Here is an 18,418-nt window from a genome sequence, read left to right as displayed (position 1 = left end):
CCGACAGACGAAATAGTGTATCAGGAGGAATACCATCATGATGTCCGCGTTCTTCTCGGCGGTTTCGGGCCTGAAATCACAGCAGACCGGCCTCAACGTTATCGCCAACAATATTTCCAACGTCAACACCACCGGTTTCAAACAGCAGCGGGTCAGCTTCAGCGACGTGCTCAGCCAGACGCTTAGCGGCGCCACCGGCGCCAGCGGAAACAAGGGCGGCACCAACGCCATCCAGCTCGGCCTGGGCGTCGGCGTCTCCAGCACCGACACCATCATGACGACCGGCAGCACCCAGTCCACCGGCGTCGACACCGACTGCTCGATCAGCGGCAGCGGGTTCTTCATCGTCAGCGGCGGCTCGTCGGGGCAGTACCAGTTCACCCGCGCCGGCAATTTCAGCGTCGACGAGGGCGGCAATCTTACCGTCAACGGCTATAAAGTCTGCGGCTGGCAGGATTACGACGTCGACGCCGCGAGCGGCGATTACGTCTACAACACCAGCAAGGCCGTCGAGGCGATCAACCTCTACTCCGACAGCTACAACGGCAATAAAAAAGTCATCGCCGCCAAAGCCACAACCGGCCTGACGCTCAGCGGCAACCTCGACACCTCGGCCACGGCCTCCGGCACCGCACTGCAGACGATCGGCGCCGTCACGACCTACGACAGCACGACGACGGTCGACAACATCTACGACGCCCTCGGCAACGAGCACAGCATCAAGATCAACTGGAAGAAGTGCTATGTCGACACCGCCACAAATACGACCAGCTGGTATTACTCGATAACCTCCGACGACCTGACGGTCAGCCCCGCCAGCGGCTACGTCGCCTTCGACAGCAGCGGCCAGATGGTCAGCACCGTCACCAGCGGCGCCACCACCTACACATTCGACACCGACCCGACCCTTACGCTGACCCCGGCCGCCTCTCTCGGCACCGCCGCCTTCACCGTCGACATGGACCTGAACAACATCCTCCAGAACACCACCACGACCACGGCCGCCGTCACCGGCACCGCCGACGACGGCTACGCGGCCGGCGAACTCCAGGGCATCAGCATCTCCTCGGACGGCACGATCATCGGCACTTACAGCAACAGCCAGACCCAGCCGCTGGGCATGATCGCCCTGGCGGTGTTCACAAATCCGGAAGGCCTGGAGAAGATCGGCGCCAGCCTTTACGCCGTGACCGCCAACTCGGGCAACTTTACGGGCGGCGTCGTCGCCGGCAGCGGCGGCTCGGGGGCGCTGAGCACCGGCACGCTGGAGATGTCCAATGTCGACCTCGCCCAGCAATTCAGCGAAATGATGATCAGCCAGCGCGCCTACCAGGCCAACAGCAAAGTCATATCCACCGCCGACGAGATGCTGCAGTCCGTCATCCAGATGGTGTAAGCCATGACCTCGACCTTCGGCACTTACAGCATCGCCTACAGCGGCATGTACGTCAATCAGGCCGGCCTGACGGCCACCGGCGCCAACCTCGCCAACATCAACACCACCGGCGCGTCGCGCGTGCGTGTGGCCGCCGCCGAAAAAACGACCGACCAGCTCGTGGGCCCGTCGGTGGGGTCGGGGGTGAGCGTGGCCGAGATCAACCGGGCCCGCAACCAACTGCTCGACAGCACCTACCGCCAGCAGAACGCCAAAACCGGCTACTGGTCGGTCAAAAACGGCGACCTGGAATACATGCAGGAAATCATCAGCGAATTCGCCGCCGAGGACGGAACGTCGACCGACGGCCTGCAGGGCATGGTCGATGATTTCTTCACCGCCTGGGAGGAACTGGCCAAAACCCCCGCCGGCGCCACCGAGCGCCAGTCGGTCACCGAGGCGGCCGCCTCCCTCCTGGGCGCCCTGAGCGCGCTCGACAACCAACTCCGCCAGCTGCAGGCAGACGCGGTCAGCGGGGTGAGGGACGGGGTAGCTAGCCTCAACGACCTGGCGAGCCAGATCGCCGACCTGAACAGCCGGATCGTCGCCGAAGAAGTCAGCGGCGGCGAGGCCAGCTACCTGCGCGACCAGCGCGACGCCCTGCTGGACGAGATGAGCGCCCTGGCCAACATAACGGCCGCCGAGCAGAAAGACGGCTCGGTGAAGGTATCCATCGGCGGCATGACGATGGTGACCGGCGCCACCTGCCACACCCTGGAGGTGACGGGCGACGGCGGGACAACAAGCCCGCTGCAGATAACCTGGGCGGATTCCGGCTACGAAACGCAGATATCCGGCGGCAGCATCAAAGCCTACCTGGAGGACGCCGACCAAACGGGCTACGCGGCGATAACCGCGGCCGACCTTCCCTATAACTTCACCGCCGGCGCCACCAGCTCGATCAGCAACCTCCGTCAGGGCATCAACGACCTCGTCACCACCCTGGCCATCGAAATAAACGAACTGCACAGCGCCGGCTACAACCTGAACGGCGACGCAGGCGAGGCTTTCTTCACCGTCGTCGACTCCGGCAAGCCTCTAAGCATCACCAACATTCAGATCAACCCCACCATCGCCGACGACCCCGACAAGCTAGCCGCCGCCGGCAGCGACGCCTCCGGCGACAACACCGTCGCCGACGCCATCTGCGCCCTGGCCGGCGAGGACTGCTACAAGTACGGCGGCCTAGCGGTCGATATCGGCGACTTTTACGAAAACCTCATCTCCTGGCTGGGAACGACCGGCGACGACGTGGCGACCAACTACGACACCCAGTCGGCCCTCACCACCCAGGTGGACAATGAACGGCTGGCGACCATGAGCATTTCCATGGACGAGGAGATGGCCAACATGCTCATGTACCAGCAGGCATACACCGCCGCAGCCAGAGTGCTCAGCACGCTCGACTCGCTGCTCGGCGAAATGATCAGCGAACTCGGCTAATAAAGGAGGTAGCCCGCATGTCTTCGACCTTCGCAGGACTGAGCATCGCCAACCGCGGCCTGTCAAGCAGCCAGGCCGGGCTGTCGGTGACAACCAATAATATCAGCAACGTCAACACCAGCGGCTATTCCCGCCAGACAGCGACCCAGCTCTCCGTCGGCCCGGCCGCGGTCTACAGCAGCAAGAGCACGGTCGGCGCCGGCTCCGAGGTCACCAGCGTCGACCGCATCCGCAGCTTCCGCCTCGACCAGAAATACTGGCAGGAAAACAGCGCCCTAAGCACCTGGGAAACAAAAGCGGGTTATCTGGAAGAACTGCAGGAAGTTCTCGGCACCTCATCAAGCGACGATGTGTTCAACACCACGATGGACGAGTTCTACGACGCGCTGGAAACGCTGTCCGGCGACCCCGCCAGCACATCGGCCCGGACGGTGGTGCGCGAAACGGGCCGGGCGGTGTGCGAATACCTCAACAACGCCGCCAGCCAGCTCAGCGAACTCAGGCAGGATATCAACACCGAAATCAACACCGCGGTCGACCAGATCAATTCCTACGCCCGCCAGATCGCCGATCTCAACCACCGCATCGGCGTGGCGACCGCGAACGGCGCCGCCGCCAACGAGCTGTGCGACGAACGCGACCTGTTGATCGACAAGCTTTCCGCCCTGACCGACGTGACCGTGACCAAGACCAAAACCGGCACAGCCGCCGACGGCACGGAAATAACCGCCTACACAGTGGCGGTCAACGGCATCGCCCTGGTGAGCGGCGACAACGCCCGCCAACTGGAGTGCTACACCGTCAGCGGCGGTACGGCGTACGGCATGTACGGCATCCGCTGGGCCGGCTCGGGCGACGCCTTCGCGGCCGGCAAAAACGGCTCGCTGAAGGCGTACCTCGACCTCCGCGACGGCAGCGGCACGAACGGTGAATACAAAGGGATCGTTTACTTCGCAGCGCAGCTCGACACCTTCGCCGGCACATTCGCCAAAGCATTCAACGAAGGCATCTACAAGGACGGCAGCAGCTACTACGGCGGCCACGCCGCCGGCTACGGCGCCGACGCCACGACCGGTATCCGCTTCTTCTCCTGCGACGGCCTGTCGTCCGCCGACCTGATGGCGAGCGGCGCCACCACCGACGCGGTCTACGCCAATATAACCGCCGCCAGTATCTCGCTGTCGGCAGACATCGAGCAAGACCTCGCCGCGATCGCGGCTTCGTCCGCCGGCGGCGAGGAAGGCAACAACGAGAACAGCGACGACCTGCTCAGTATTTGCCAGGACGCCCGCATGTTCGCCAGCGGCTCGCCCGAGGACTACTACAACTCCATCATCGCCACCCTCGGCACGACCGCCGCCTACGCCTCGCGGCAAAGCGACGTGCAGGCCAACCTCGTCGCCTACCTTGACGACAGCCGGTCCTCGGTCGCGGGCGTCTCCACCAACGAGGAAACGGCCTATATGACCAAGTACCAGCAGGCTTACGAGGCGTCGGCCGCGATGGTCACCACCTGGAACGAAATCTACCAGACAACCATCAACATGGTGTCCGATTAGGAGGGATAGGAGTGCGGATCACCAACAGCATGATGATCGCCAACACCGTCCGCAATATCAACAGCTCCGCCAGGCGCTTGAATGAGGCCCAGGAGCGGATCTCGTCGGAGAAAAACATCTCCCTGCCCTCCGACGACCCGGTCATCGCGACGCGGTCGATCAAATACCGCAACTACGTGGCCAGGATCGAACAGTTCCAGAAAAACGCCGAAGACGCCGCCTCCTGGCAGGAGGTGACCGAAGGCGCGCTCGACACCCTCAACGACGTCATCACCCAGGTACGGACGCTGACCGTCAAAGCTGCGGGCGGCACACTCACCGACAGCGACCTGACCGACATCAAAACCGAGATCGCCGAGCTTCGCGACCAGGCGATCGAGATAATGAACACCGCCTACGGCGATCGATACGTGTTCGCCGGCTTCAACACCGCCGAACCGCCCTACGCGCTGGAATCGACAACCGTCGGCGACACCGCCGCCTTCAAGGGCGGCTGGCTGAGCCTGTGCGGCGTAGTGCCGTCCTCCGTCGCCGACGCGGACATCAGCGCCTGCTACGCCGCCGAAGCCGCCAACAGCTACACGACCGCGTCCGCCCATTCGATCAAGTACAACATCGGCTTCGACAACGAAGTAACCGTCAACATCGAGGGTCAGGACGTCGTGGGCGAAGGCGCCGGCAACCTGTTCGACACGTTCGCCAAACTGCTCCTCGCCCTCGACGGCGAGACAAGCTATAAAACCTATGACGCCGGCAGCGGCATGGTTACCACCGCCGCCATCGACGGTATCGACGACCTGCTCGACGACCTGGACGTCAACCGGGAGAAGATAACGACCATCCAGGCCACCCTCGGGGCCCGCATGAACTACGTCAACAGCGTGGCGGAGCGTCTCGGCAACGACTATACCACCTACACCACCCTGATGAGCCAAAACGAGGACGTCGACATCAGCACGGCCACAATGGAAGAAGCCACCGCCCAGACTGTCTACCAGGCGTCGCTGTCGGTAGGGGCCAAGGCGATCACCAAGACGCTCGTGGATTATATGGCGTAGGAAAACACGGATAACGCAGGAGGCGATCACGATGTCCAGCAGCAGCATCACGTCAACCACCGTCAACGGGACGACGCGGATCACGGGGTTAGCATCGGGCCTCGACGTCGATTCGATCGTCGAGCAGCTCATGGCGGCCGAAAAGGAAAAGAAGCTGAACAAGCTGCAGCAGAAGGAGCAACTGGCCGCCTGGCGGCAGGAGGCTTACCGGGAAGTCATCGGCGAGCTCCAGTCCTTCGCCAACAAGTATTTCAACCTCACCTCCTCCACCAGCCTCCTGAGCGCCAAGAACTTCAAACAGTTCACCGTCACCTCGTCAAGCAGCGACGTAGCGGCCAGCTACACCAGCGCCGCCACCGCCGCCAGCCACACCGTCACGGTCAGCCAATTGGCCGCCGCCGCCAGCCGGGCGAGCAGCGCCAGCATCTCCGCCGCTGTGCGGGGCAGCGTGGCCGCCAGCTACGATGACCTGGACGGCAAGAGCATCGTCCTGACGCTCGACGGCACAGCGTATACTGTCGACCTGAGCGGCGTGACCGGCCTCGATTCTCTTCAGGACGCGGTGGACGAGGCGGTCGGCGACGGCAAGTTGACTGTCGGCGCCGTAATGAACAGTGGCGGGGCAAGCGTCCTGACGATCACCGCCGCCGACAGCGGCGTGCAGGCGATATCCGTCAGCGCCCCCTCCTCCGGCGAGAGCGGCCTGTCCGGTCTCGGGTTCGTCGCGGCCAACGGCGCCGTGCTTTCCAACCGACTGACGGCGTCGACCGCGACGATGGAAGACATCGCCGACTACCTGGGGATTACGCTGAACAGCGCCGACGGTGTGGACCTGACCATCAACGGCGCCGACTTCAGTTTCGACAAAAGCATCACCCTCAGCGAAATGATCGCGGAAATAGACGACGCCGACTGCGGGGCGACGCTCGCGTACGACGAGACCACCGGCAAGCTGGCGCTGACCGCCGACGCCACCGGCGCCGGCAACCTGCTGGCGATTAGCGAAGGCGACGGCAGCGACTTCCTGACAAAAGCACTGAGCGTCACGACCGACGGCCAGGACGCCAAACTGACGATCGACGGGCAGGCCATGACCCGCTGCGCCAATACCGTCACCACCGGCGGCGTGACCTACACCTTAAACGCCGTCACCGACAAAGCGGCCACCGTCACCCTCACTCAGGACACCGACGGCGTCTACGAGCTCATCAGCGGCTTCGTGGACGATTACAACGCCCTGATCGACTCGATCCACGGCGAGCTGTCCGCGGACTACGACAGCGATTACCCGCCGCTCACCGACGACCAGAAGGCCGCGATGACCGACGAGGAGATCGAAAACTGGGAGGCCACGGCCAAGACGGGGCTGCTCGAGAACGACGCGCTGCTGAAGTCGCTGCTGAGCGAGCTGCGGTCCAGCATCGTCGACGCCATCGCCGGCGTTTCCGCAAGCATTTTCAGCATCGGCATCGACACCGGCAGCTACGAGGAGAACGGCAAGCTCTATATCGACGAGGACGCGCTGAAAGAAGCACTGCAGAGCGACCCCGACGGAATCATGAATCTCTTCGCCCAGCAGTCCGCCACTTACAAGGGAACGGCCACCGTCCGCAAACTCTCGTCCGCCCAGTTGGCGACCCGCTACAGCGAAGAAGGGATCGCGTACCGCTTCTACGACGTGCTCGCCAAATACACCTCCACCGTCCGCGACACCGGCGGCAGCAAAGGCCTGCTGCTCGAAAAGGCGGGGGCGGAGAACGACACCTCGGAAACCGACAACGCGCTGACCGAGATGATCGGTAAATACCAGAAGGCGCTCGCCGCAGAGGAGGACCGGCTGAATGACTACGAGGAGCGCCTGTACGCGAAATACTCCGCTCTGGAGACGTATATCAACGAGATGAACACCCAGCTCACAGCCCTCCTATCCTACATCGACGACGGGAGTTGACGAATAAGATGAACAGGGAAGAAATGACCGCTTATCTGGAAACGAAAGCCGCCCTCCTGGAGCGGATCGGCGCCAATACAGAAAAACAGCGGCTGGTGGTCGCCAAGCGGGAAATGCGGGGCCTCCGCCGCCTGCTCCGCGAGCGGGCCGCGCTGATCGACGAACTCGCCACCGTCAACCGCCTGCTGGCTGACGACGGCCTCAGACCGCTCAGGGGCTCGCTCGCCGCCAGATTTAGAGCCATCGAAGCCAGGCAGAAAGAACTGCTCGGCGCCTGCGACCAAGTCCTGCAGCAAGCTTTAGCCGAGCGGGCGCGCATCGCCGCCGAGATCAACAACAGCCGCCTGACGCGCCAGGTGAAAAACCGCTACATCAACAAATGGCAAGTGATGGCCTGGGGCAACTGCCTGAATGTGAAAGCGTAAAAAGCGGAAAAAAAAAGACCTTGCGATATTCGCAAGGTCCTTTCCTTGTGCGTTCGGCAGTTATTTGAGGAGCGTCAGCACCTGCTGCGGCTGCTGGTTGGCCTGGGCCAACATGGCGGTCGCCGCCTGGCTGATAACGCTCAGCTTGGTATAGGTGGCCATTTCCGACGCCATGTCGACGTCGCGGATGCGCGACTCGGCGGCGGTCAGGTTTTCGCTGGTGGTTGTCAGGTTGTTGATGGTGTGTTCGAGGCGGTTCTGGACGGCGCCGAGCTCGGAGCGGGCCTGCGATACCGTCGCAGTGGCGGTGTCGATGACCTTGAGGGCGACATTGGCCGCGCCGTAGCTGTCGACCTTGAGGCCTTGCACGCCGAGGGCGCTGGCGTCCATCGTATCGATGTTGATCTTGATGCTCTGCCCGGTGTTGGCGCCGATAAGGACGGAAGCCGAACCGTCGCTGCGGACATCGGCGGCCGCCGTGGTCTGGGTGAAAGACGACAGGGCGTTGGTAGCCGCAGTCTTGGTCTCGCCGCTGGCGTTCGCGACGGTGACCGTCAGGCCGTATACGGCGCTGGTCGTGCCCGTGGCCGCCGCGGTGGCGAGCAGCTCGCCGCCGGAGACTGACAAAGTAAAGTTGGCGTCGTCGAGGTCGCTTACCGCCGTGGCGGACGCGACCGTCACGGAATTGGACACCAGCGTGCCGTTCATCATGTACTGGACGGTGATGGTGTCGCCGGACACAATGCCGAGCGAGTTGTTGTCGACATCGGTAAGGGCGGTCAGCAGATCGGTGGTCGCGGTGCCGGTGTAAAGCGCCTCGTTGGTCGACACGTTGGCGACGGCGGTGGCGACGGCCTTGCCCATCGAGCCGTCGAGCAGCTTCTTGGTGTTGAATTCGGTCGTATCGGCGATCCGGTTGATCTCTTCCACCAGGGCGTCGATTTCCGTCTGGATGCTTTCGCGGTCGGCGTCGGTGTTGGTGTCGCTGGCCGACTGGGCGGCGAGTTCGCGCATGCGCTGAAGGATCTCGGTGGTTTCTTCGAGGGCGCCCTCCGCCGTCTGCACGAGCGAGATGGCATTCTGGGAATTGCTGCTGGCCTGATCGAGGCCGCGGATCTGGCCGCGCATCTTTTCGGAAATCGCCAGGCCGGCCGCGTCGTCGGCGGCGCTGTTGATGGCGTAGCCGGACGAGAGTTTCTGCAGAGACTTGTTCATCGCCGTGTTGTTGAGATTGAGCTGGTTGTACGTGTTCAGCGCCGAGAGGTTGTGGTTGATGATCATACCCATTTTTTCTTCCTCCTTGAATTTTGCTTGGGCTTCCATGCCCAGCACTTCTGCCTTGGTAACCGGTTTTTCTGGGGGGATAACGCGTCCCGTTACATTGGCGGCGCCCTCCTTTCGCTGTCGTCTGTCCTTATGTTCGGGCGCCAATGTTAAGTATTTGTTTAGTAATCCGCGTGCAGAAAAAATCAAGCCCCGGCTCTCGCCGGGACTTGGGATAATTAGCAGGTAACCGCGCCGCCTTTCTGCAGATAATAGCCTACGCCGCGCACCGTCTTGATATTGGAGAGACTGAGCTTTTTGCGCAGGTTGTGCACGTAAAGATTAACGGTGGTGAAGTCCGTGTCGGCGTTGTAGCCCCAGACCTTCTGGACAATCCTCTCCTTTGTGACCACGCGGCCATGGTTGCGAATCAGCAATTCGAGTAGCTGGGCTTCTTTGAAAGTAAGATGAATAACGTTATCGTTTATTATGACCTGATTGCGCTCGGGATCGAAAACAAAGTCGTCCGTGGCCAGCACGTCTACCTGCAATTCCTTGCCCTTCCGCCGGGTCAACGCTCGCAGTCTCGCCAGTAATTCAACAGTATAAAACGGTTTTACCAAATAATCGTCCGCGCCGGCGTTCAGCCCTTCCGCCCGCTCCTCAGGCGAATCCTTCGCGGTCAAAAAGAGCACCGGAGTATCGTACCCCAACCCGCGGAATTCCTTGAGCAGAGAGAGACCGTCCCGGCAGGGCAGCATCCGGTCCAAGACAATCACGTCGTACGCTTCGGTACATGCCATCTCGATGCCCATTTCACCGTCCAGAGCGGCATCGACCACAAAGCCGTTTTTCTTGAACAAGTGTGACAGCGCATCGACCAGCTTGTTTTCGTCTTCGACAAGCAATACCTTCATTCATGACGTCCCTTTTATGCCACAACCGTGTGAGATATTATCCATCCATGGACATCACAAATTAACTCGCCCCACAATGTTAAGATTATGTTTATTTTCCGGACGTCACCCAGGTTTTTTTAACAAAAGCTAAACTTTTTCCCTCTTCGTCTTGGTATTGTCGCTGCCGTGTCGCCATCGGGAAACTCCGCGACGAAAGTCGCTCCTTCGCCGGCAGCGCTACTCACGCTTATCTTTCCGCCGTGGCTTTCGGCAACCACCTTGGCAATAGCCAGGCCTAACCCTGAGCTTCCGCCGCTCCGCGAATTATCCGCCTGAAAAAAACGGTCGAATATTTTTTCAAGAACCGCCGCGTCGATGCCTTCGCCGGTGTCGGCCACAGACAACGTGATTTTTGCGTTTATCTTCAGCAGGCTTACCGATACTACGCCGCCTGACGGGGTATGGCGGATGGCGTTGTCAAGCAGGATGCCTACCAACTGCTTTATCCGCGCCTCGTCGCCATCATAACCTACAGGAGTATCCGAAGAAACCTTAAGAAACACCCCCTTGGCAGCCGCAACAGCTTCGAAGGGACTAACAGCCTCCATCAGCGCTTCATCGAAAAAGAAAAACCGCTTGAGGAGCAACGGCTGCTGTGAATCGACCCTCGCCAGGAAAAGCAGAGAATCCACAAGCTTCGCCATCGAGACGGTTTCCTCCTGGATGTTATCCAGCCATTTGCTCTGGCTTGACACGCTCTCCTCCGGGCTTCCCCGCACAACGTCCAGGTTTGTCCGGATAACCGTCAGAGGCGTTCTTAGCTCGTGAGAGGCGTCAGCCAGGAAATCCTTCTGCTGCTGCCACGCTTTTTGGATGGGAATCATGGCCCGGTTCGCCATCCAGAAACTGGCGCCAAAGGAAAGCAACACGCAGATAAAACCAACACCTGTCAAAGCCGTCAGCACAATCCCCATCATACCCGTTTCCCGCGAAAAGTCGTGAAAAAGAACCAGCGTGCCGGCTTGGCCTGCGGATTGACCTTCCAGCTGAGCCTTCAGGTAATTATAATTGTTTCCCGCAAAATTGATTCTCCCGCGCGGCTTACCGGATTGCATCGCTTCTTTCGTCAGTTCCTCCAGTTGGCTGACGGCCAGCGGCTGGCCGGACGACCGAAAAACGATCGTCCCCGCAGGCGATATCTTCACAAAAAAGAAATCCGACAACGGCGAACCGGGGGGAGGCGGGTCCGCTGGACCACCGGTTAAAGAGTCACGCTCCGGCCCACTAGGGGGTCCGTCTTTTTGCAACCGGGGCGGCAAATCGGTTATCATCCCCCTCTGTATATCCGCCACTAGCCTCCTCTCCAGGAAATCAGCCCTCCTGGACATATCTGCCTGCGAAAAAAAATACGACCCGAGCGTAAGAAAAAGAAAAAGCGTCAAAATGATGGCAGCGTTAATAAGCGTAAGCCTGAGACGGAGCTTCTGAAACATTTTCTGCCTCCATTTTCCGATGCCCGCCGGGCGAAGATATCACTTGCATTTTACTATCACATTCTTTGTTTTGAGTTATATTGGACTGCTAAATGCAAAAAAAAGCCCGTCCACGGCATGGACGGGGGAGGTCGTATAAAAACAACCCAACATCGCATCAAATAATTCGCGATCCATTGTTAAGACTTTGTTTAATAATTTATGGCTCTCTCGGGTACAAACCTTTTACTTCAGGCAGCGGTACGTGTCTGCAGGACATTTCAGCCCAAGTCTAAACGCGAATAATGCAGGCATCTCCCTGAGTAAGGCCGCCGCATATCGCGCAGGCGGCGACCCCGCCGCCACGCCGCCTGAGCTCGGCAGCCGCGGTCATCATTATACGGGCGCCGCTGGCCGTATTGGCATGGCCGACGGCAATTGCCCCGCCATTTACATTGAGTTTTTCCATTAGCTGGTTGTACCGGTCCTTGCCGAAACTGTCCAAGGGGTAATTGTCAATCTTACCGGCCGCCGCCGGATAGTCTTCCTCCAGGAAGCTGGTGCAGGCCAGCAGCTTGCAGGATACCAGCGGCACACAGGCGAAAGCCTCGTTAATTTCCAACACATCTATATCGTCGATCGACATGTTCAGGCCGTTCAGGCACTTTTTCACGGCCAACGCCGGCGCTACCGGCAGCAGATCCGCATTGGCGGCAATCGAGCACATGCCGACGATGGTATACAGCGGCTTCAAACCGAGCTTGTCGGCGGTACTCTTACGCATGAGGATCTGCGCCGCCGCCCCGTCGTTAAGGCCGGGGGCGTTGCCCGCGGTGACGGTCGGGTTGTCGAAGATAGTCGGCAGCTTTGCCAAATCCGCAGGCGCTATCTGCGGTCGATACTGTTCGTCGATATCCAGGCGTACAATTTCCGTCCCTCTGCCCTTTTTCACAGCGATATCCAGCGGCGCCATTTCCGTTTCGTAAAAACCGGCGGCATGGGCCTTGCCGTACTTCTGGTGGCTATGATAAGCAAACTCATCCTGTTCTTCCCGCGAAACCCCGTATTTGACGGCGACATTGCCGGAATCGACGGCCACGGGGGCAAAATCTTTATAGCCAAGGGGAAAAAGCGGATCTTCCAGGGTAAACCCGCCGGCCTTATGCCCCTGCCACCGCAAATTGCGGGCCAGATAAGGCACCGTGCTGAAACTCGTCGCCCCGCCGGTGAGGACGGCGTTTACCTCGCCGCTTTTAATTCTGCTCATGGCATAGTAAGCCGCCGATGTTCCGGAAACGCAGGCTTTATCAATGGTAACGGAAGGCGTATAAACAGGCAGTCCCGCTTTCAGCAGCGATTGCCGGGCTACGACCGGCGTATAGGGATCCTTGCAATTGGTGGTATCGCCGCAGCCCCACCACACCTCATCGATCGCCTCCGCGCTCAGGCCGATCCTGACCAGCGACTCCCGCATAGCGATAGCGCCCAAATCATAGATATCGATGTCTTTCATCAGCCCGCCAAATTTGCCGAAGGGCGTCCTGACCCCGCTTACAACAACAACTTCGTCTGCCGTATAGTTCATTTAAAACTCTCCTAATCGATTATTGACTAACGTCTGCTGCTCAATAGGCATAGAATCCCCGGCCGGTTTTGCGGCCCAGCGTACCGGCCCGCACCATCTGCTTCAGCATTTTTGCCGGTTTGTACTGATCGCCGAAATCCCGTTCCATAGTTAGCAGGCCGTTGTACACGATGTCTATCCCGGCCAGGTCCATCAATTCGCATGGCCCCATCGGATGATTGAGGCAAAGCTTCACCGCTTTATCGATCTCCTCCGGACTATTCCCGTCCTGGATGCATCTGGCTGCCTCGTTGAACAGGGCATCCACGAGGCGCGATACGATGAACCCGGCGTAATCCACCGCCAAAATAGCCTCCTTCGCCAAACTTGTTACGAACTCCACACTGGCGTCAATCGTCTTTTTATCGGTGAGCTTGCCAGGGATGACTTCCACGCCTTTCATGACCGGTACCGGATTCATAAAGTGGATGCCGATTACGTTGCCTTGCCGGTCGGTCACCGACGCTATCTCGGTAATCGATAGACTCGAAGTATTCGTACCCAGTATGGCTTCCTTTTTGCAATGCTGACACAACTGCCGGAAAATGTTTTGCTTTGTCTGGATGTCTTCAAGGGCCGCTTCGATGACGATGTCGGCATCCTGCACGGCTCCGACAAACTCTTGGGTGATATGCAAACGCCCCAGGCATGCCGCCACATCTTGCGCGCTGAGCTTCCCTTTTGCTTCCAGCTTGCTCAGATTTCCTTTTATCCCCTGCAGCGCTTTTCCCAACGCCGCCTCATGCAAGTCAAATAAATTCACCTCATATCCTGAACTGGCAGCAACTTGTGCTATTCCGCTTCCCATCGCACCAGCGCCGATGACCGCTACTTTTTTGATTTTCGACATCGTAAATTCCTCCTCCTTAATCAAAGACGCGCTCGTGTTCATACACGCAGCCGTTAGCCATACTAAACAAGGCTGTACTCAATCCGGCCATACAACGCATTATCGTCCCTGAAACCTAGGGGACCTTTTTTCCAGAAACGCCGTCATGCCTTCAGTCCGGTCCTCACAGCTGAAACTGGTGGTATAGGTTTCAACCTCATAGGCGAGCGCCGAATCAAGATCCATTTTCAATCCGTTGTTAATTGCCGCTTTAACCAGGCGAACGGCAACCGGCCCTTTGCTCATAATGACATTGGCAATATGTTTGGCAGCAGGCAGCAACTCTTCGGCTGCTACGACCTTGTTAACAAGACCGATTCGGCAGGCCTCCGCGGCATCGATCATCTCCGCCGTCATGGCGTAGTATTTTGCCCTTCCCTTGCCTATGAGACGCGGTAACCGCTGGGTCCCTCCCCATCCAGGAATAATCCCCAGACTGACTTCCGGCAAACCGAATTTGGCCTTTTCCGCGGCCACCCGGATATCGCAAGCCAGAGCCAATTCACAGCCGCCGCCCAATGCATAACCGTTAACGGCAGCGATTACGGGTTTCCCAAGATTCTCGATCTTCGAAAATAGTCGGTGGCCGCGGACGGACACCTCCCGCCCCTCAATGGGCGCAAGGCCTTTATTCATCGCAATATCAGCGCCGGCGACAAACGCTTTGCCTACACCGGTGATAATAACCGCCCCAACCGCCGGGTCTTCTTCCACCACAGCCAACACCGCCTCCAGCTCTCCGAGGGTGTCGGCATTAAATGCGTTCATCGCTTCCGGTCTGTTCATGCTGATCATGGCGATACCACGCTCACACTCATACAGCAAGTTCTTGAATTCAGCCATTAAAATCACCCCAATTCTCCGACTGACAAGCCTCCCAGGATGATCGCCATCCTCACGGCTTTAGCCGGATGTATCTTGCCCTTCCCACGATTTCTGAACAATATTCAAATTGCCTTTTGAGCATGCAGATTATCTATATCACTCTGCTTATATCCCAGCAGATTCTTTAAAACCTCTTCAGTATGCTCACCAAGCATCGGCGGCGGGTTAGTAGTTACCGAGTCCGTTGCAGAGAATTTCATCGGCGTACCGGAAAGAACGACTTTACCAAATTTCGGGTCAGTTACCTCAACGAATAAATCCCGCACTTTAAGCTGAGGATCGTTGAATAACCCCGCGATATCCAAAACCGGTCCTGCCGGGACTCCATACTTATCAAGTATTTCGAGAGGCTCTTTCACATCTTCGTAGCTTTTTAACCATCCTTCGATAATCGATATCACCTGTGGCAGGTTTTTACCGCGTGTCAACGAATCGGCAAAGTCGGGATTGCTAATGAGATCCGGACGCTCGATAGCCATACAAAGTTTTTCCCACAAAGATGGGTTGAGTGCGCCAATGGCCACATACTTCTCATCTCCCGCCTCGAATATGCCGTAGGGAGCCATTGTCTCATGATGCGATCCGGTTCGCATAAGCTGATCTTTTCCGCCTGACATCGTATATCTTGGTATAGCTGTTTCCAGAATTGCGGTCATGCAGTCTCGGAGCGAGATATCAATGTGCTGCCCTATACCGGTCCGATTTTTGTAATGCAATGCCGCCATAATCGCACCAAAGGCGTGGCTGCTTGCATTATAATCGCCAATAGTCGTACCCGAACGCATCGGCGGTCGGTCCGAATCTCCAGTCATCCACATGATGCCGCTCATAGCCTGGGCAACAATATCATAGCCCGCCTTCCGAGCGTACGGTCCAGTTTGCCCGAATGTTGAGATCGAGCACATAATAACTTGCGGATTCTCCTTGCGTAATTCCTCATAATCCAACCCCAACGACTTCATTACACCTGGCTTGAAATTTTCGATTACGATGTCGGAAATACGCACTAATTTCAAGATAATATCCTTTGCAGCCGGACTCTTCAAATCGAGAGTAATAGACTTCTTACCGCGATTAACAAGCATGAAATAACCGCTTTGACCTTTACCAAATGGGGTGAAGTGCCTTTCGTCAGCTCCCTTCCCCGGTTGCTCGACTTTAATCACTTCCGCTCCCAGATCGGCGAATATTTGCCCTAAATAGGGACCGGCCATTACCCTGCCGAAATCAAGGACACGTAAATCGCTGAGGTTTTTGTCTCTCATTTTGTTTTGTCTCCTCCCATAATATACATAACGTTGCTAACAGTATTTCTCGGCCATCTAGCATGATTCACTCAACGCTTTACAGGCGTTTCTTTTAAACAGGCGCTGTTTTTTTACCCCCTGCCAGCTGTTGTGTAAAATATCGTATACATGTTGTTGATTAGTCTCCCCATTGCACTCAAAAAGAATATTGTTCTCCTCGTCGTTGCAGTCGAGGTATTTTATCACAATAAAATGTCTTATCTTGTGCTTTGTAAACAAGAAAACTAGTGGCCCGAGCAAGGTAATCAACAAACCGCGAGTATTCGGTCGCAACTCCATGGTGAGTTTTTCGCATTGAATCCAACGGGCGAAATTAATAATGGCTTTTTCCCCGCGGTGATTCCACAGCAAAAGCGAATCTGGCAGAACCCCCGCCGCCAATGAAGATGGTTTTGGCATTTGCGGCATACCGCCGTGGTAAATAATCCGGCCAATCACTTTAGCATTATTAACCTCAGTTAGTACCTTATCATCAACGCACTTCGTCTGCATTTGCTTTCGCTTTCCGATATAATAAAGAGCGATAAGCACAATCACAAAAGCAACCGCCCAATAAATACTGTTCATATTAACCTCTTAACTTCCTGCGTAGCTTGGCGGGGGGGTTAACCCCCGCCAACACTGCCAGGATGCTAGTTTGTACGTGGTTCGAGCCGTTTGTAGGTATTTACCATATAGCAAATCGCCCCGAGGAGTGTACAAAAGCCCATTGCGAGGAGTCCGCCGTTATAGCCCAACGAGCCGCTGGCAAAAATACCGGTAATAATTGGTCCGAGCATCGAACCGATACTTCCAGCGGCAAAAATTACGCTTGCAACCCCGCCGCTTTGCCCGTAAGGAGCAATATCGCTAGGAATTGCCGATACGTTGGAAGCGCCGAAAGAAGTAACCCCCATGGCGACGGTAAGCCAGAATACGGCCATTTCCGGCGAAGTAGCCATTACGGTAAGATACATTCCCACCGCTCCTCCTAAAAGACCGACACCCATTCCCGTGCGCCTTAATGCACTGATCGTTGCTCCACGCCTGTACCACTGATCAAAAATATATCCGCCGATGATTTCCAGAACCACGCCGGCAATGTACGGATACATTGCCGCAATTCCCATGGCCTTGATGTCAAACCCGCGCACGGAAACGAGATAACTGGGAATCCACATATTGAAGGTGGAAAAGAAATACATATAGAAAACCATTCCCAAGCAGGCCAGTATCACGCGTGGATAGGTCAGCAATTTCATCATAGATATGGGCTGGGACATGACTTTGCCTTCGTTGGTCAGTTTCTCATTCTGCCTGATGTAAGCAAGCTCGGATTCAGTGATCTTCGGGTGATCATCCGGTTCCTTATACAGAGCCAACCAGACAAAGCTATATAGTACCGCCAGGCCACCGGTAACCGCGAAGGACCATTGCCAACCCCAAAGAACGATAATGTAGGCAACCAACGGGGGCGCAAACGCATTGCCCAACCGCGCGCAACTGTCGAACAGCGAAGACGCCAGCGTCCTCTCTCGTTCAGGAACCCAAACTTGGACGACCCGGATTGAGCCAGGAAAACCGGGAGCCTCAGTTACACCGAGCGCCACCCTGACTGCAAACAAAGAATAAAAACCTTGTACTAAGCCAGTAAGCATTGTTGTTGCGCCCCAACCGAAGCAAGACCAAAACATAACGAGCTTTGGACCGTACTTATTCAGAAACCAGCCGGTCGGAGCCATTGCGAAAAAGTAGGACCAAAAAAACGCGGACATCAATAGACCCATTGAAGCTGGTGTCAGCGCGAACTCCTTCATGAGAATAGGAGCAGCGACACCGATATTGACTCTGTCAATATAGTTGATGGTTGTTAATCCGCAAACCAATGCCACGGCAAGCCAGCGCGTGTTTGACATCGGTTTTACGATTGTCTGCCTTCCTTGAATGTCCGAACTAGATGGTATCATGTAGCTATCAACCTCCAGATATAGTATTTAACTAAAGTGTGTCCTTTTTTTTTGACTATTCGCATTATCACCTCCGCAATAATACTTTTGCACTTTCTGTGCCAACCTAAGAAATGGCTTAATATCAAGCTTTCGTACTAAGAAGCGAATAGGCATTAAGTCATTTTTGACTCAGTGCTTTACTGTTTAACAACAATATCAAGGAGCAAGAGCCGAGTCATTTTTGCATTATATTAAGTCGCTTTCGCATCATACAGTAAGG

Annotated in this window: 15 protein-coding genes; 6 read left to right on the top strand and 9 right to left on the bottom strand. The window is 57.1% G+C overall.

Features of this window, described 5'->3' with window-relative positions; translation table 11 throughout:
- Positions 1-37 precede the first annotated feature (37 nt).
- The 6 genes from RIN56_15735 to RIN56_15710 are packed head-to-tail and all read left to right on the top strand — an operon-like array spanning position 38 to position 7,871.
- The gene (locus tag RIN56_15735) at positions 38-1,396 is read left to right on the top strand and encodes a flagellar hook protein FlgE (GenBank protein MDR7868248.1); all 1,359 of its coding nucleotides are present in this window, start codon (positions 38-40) and stop codon (positions 1,394-1,396) included.
- Positions 1,397-1,399: 3 nt separating this feature from the next.
- Positions 1,400-2,878 carry a flagellar hook-associated protein FlgK gene (gene flgK, locus RIN56_15730; protein ID MDR7868247.1) on the top strand — a complete coding sequence of 493 codons (1,479 nt, stop codon included), beginning with the start codon at positions 1,400-1,402 and terminating at the stop codon, positions 2,876-2,878.
- Between the two features lie 17 nt (positions 2,879-2,895).
- Entirely contained in the window at positions 2,896-4,437 is a 1,542-nt protein-coding gene (gene flgK, locus RIN56_15725) for a flagellar hook-associated protein FlgK (protein MDR7868246.1), read from the top strand.
- A gap of 11 nt (positions 4,438-4,448) precedes the next feature.
- The gene (gene flgL / locus RIN56_15720) at positions 4,449-5,495 is read left to right on the top strand and encodes a flagellar hook-associated protein FlgL (protein ID MDR7868245.1); all 1,047 of its coding nucleotides are present in this window, start codon (positions 4,449-4,451) and stop codon (positions 5,493-5,495) included.
- Between the two features lie 31 nt (positions 5,496-5,526).
- Positions 5,527-7,446: a flagellar filament capping protein FliD gene (gene fliD / locus RIN56_15715; GenBank protein MDR7868244.1), complete on the top strand. Its 1,920-nt coding sequence runs from the start codon at positions 5,527-5,529 to the stop codon at positions 7,444-7,446.
- 8 nt (positions 7,447-7,454) lie between these two features.
- Positions 7,455-7,871, top strand: coding sequence for a hypothetical protein (locus RIN56_15710; protein ID MDR7868243.1), 417 nt, complete (start codon positions 7,455-7,457; stop codon positions 7,869-7,871).
- 60 nt (positions 7,872-7,931) lie between these two features.
- On the opposite strand, the gene RIN56_15705 is transcribed toward RIN56_15710, so the two are convergent.
- The 9 genes from RIN56_15705 to RIN56_15665 all read right to left on the bottom strand — a co-directional run bounded on the left by RIN56_15705 (position 7,932) and on the right by RIN56_15665 (position 18,105).
- On the bottom strand, positions 7,932-9,158 hold the full coding sequence (locus tag RIN56_15705) for a flagellin (GenBank protein MDR7868242.1): 1,227 nt from the start codon (positions 9,156-9,158) through the stop codon (positions 7,932-7,934).
- Positions 9,159-9,373: 215 nt separating this feature from the next.
- Positions 9,374-10,051: a response regulator transcription factor gene (locus tag RIN56_15700; protein MDR7868241.1), complete on the bottom strand. Its 678-nt coding sequence runs from the start codon at positions 10,049-10,051 to the stop codon at positions 9,374-9,376.
- 119 nt (positions 10,052-10,170) lie between these two features.
- Entirely contained in the window at positions 10,171-11,526 is a 1,356-nt protein-coding gene (locus tag RIN56_15695; protein MDR7868240.1) for a HAMP domain-containing sensor histidine kinase, read from the bottom strand.
- Positions 11,527-11,797: 271 nt separating this feature from the next.
- On the bottom strand, positions 11,798-13,090 hold the full coding sequence (locus RIN56_15690; protein ID MDR7868239.1) for a thiolase family protein: 1,293 nt from the start codon (positions 13,088-13,090) through the stop codon (positions 11,798-11,800).
- A gap of 40 nt (positions 13,091-13,130) precedes the next feature.
- A complete protein-coding gene (locus RIN56_15685) occupies positions 13,131-13,979 on the bottom strand; it encodes a 3-hydroxyacyl-CoA dehydrogenase family protein (protein MDR7868238.1) in 849 nt (282 codons plus the stop codon).
- A 99-nt stretch (positions 13,980-14,078) separates the two neighbouring features.
- Positions 14,079-14,861, bottom strand: a complete 783-nt coding sequence (locus tag RIN56_15680; protein ID MDR7868237.1) for an enoyl-CoA hydratase-related protein — start codon at positions 14,859-14,861, stop codon at positions 14,079-14,081.
- Positions 14,862-14,965: 104 nt separating this feature from the next.
- Positions 14,966-16,168, bottom strand: a complete 1,203-nt coding sequence (locus RIN56_15675; protein MDR7868236.1) for a CaiB/BaiF CoA-transferase family protein — start codon at positions 16,166-16,168, stop codon at positions 14,966-14,968.
- 57 nt (positions 16,169-16,225) lie between these two features.
- The gene (locus RIN56_15670; protein ID MDR7868235.1) at positions 16,226-16,777 is read right to left on the bottom strand and encodes a hypothetical protein; all 552 of its coding nucleotides are present in this window, start codon (positions 16,775-16,777) and stop codon (positions 16,226-16,228) included.
- A gap of 65 nt (positions 16,778-16,842) precedes the next feature.
- Positions 16,843-18,105: an MFS transporter gene (locus RIN56_15665; GenBank protein ID MDR7868234.1), complete on the bottom strand. Its 1,263-nt coding sequence runs from the start codon at positions 18,103-18,105 to the stop codon at positions 16,843-16,845.
- Positions 18,106-18,418: the final 313 nt, after the last annotated feature.

The sequence above is a fragment of the Sporomusaceae bacterium genome (assembly GCA_031460455.1).
Taxonomy (GTDB): domain Bacteria; phylum Bacillota; class Negativicutes; order Sporomusales; family UBA7701; genus Anaeroselena.
The sequence above is the reverse complement of the archived record's forward strand: the minus strand, read 5'-3'. Positions and strand labels throughout refer to the sequence as shown.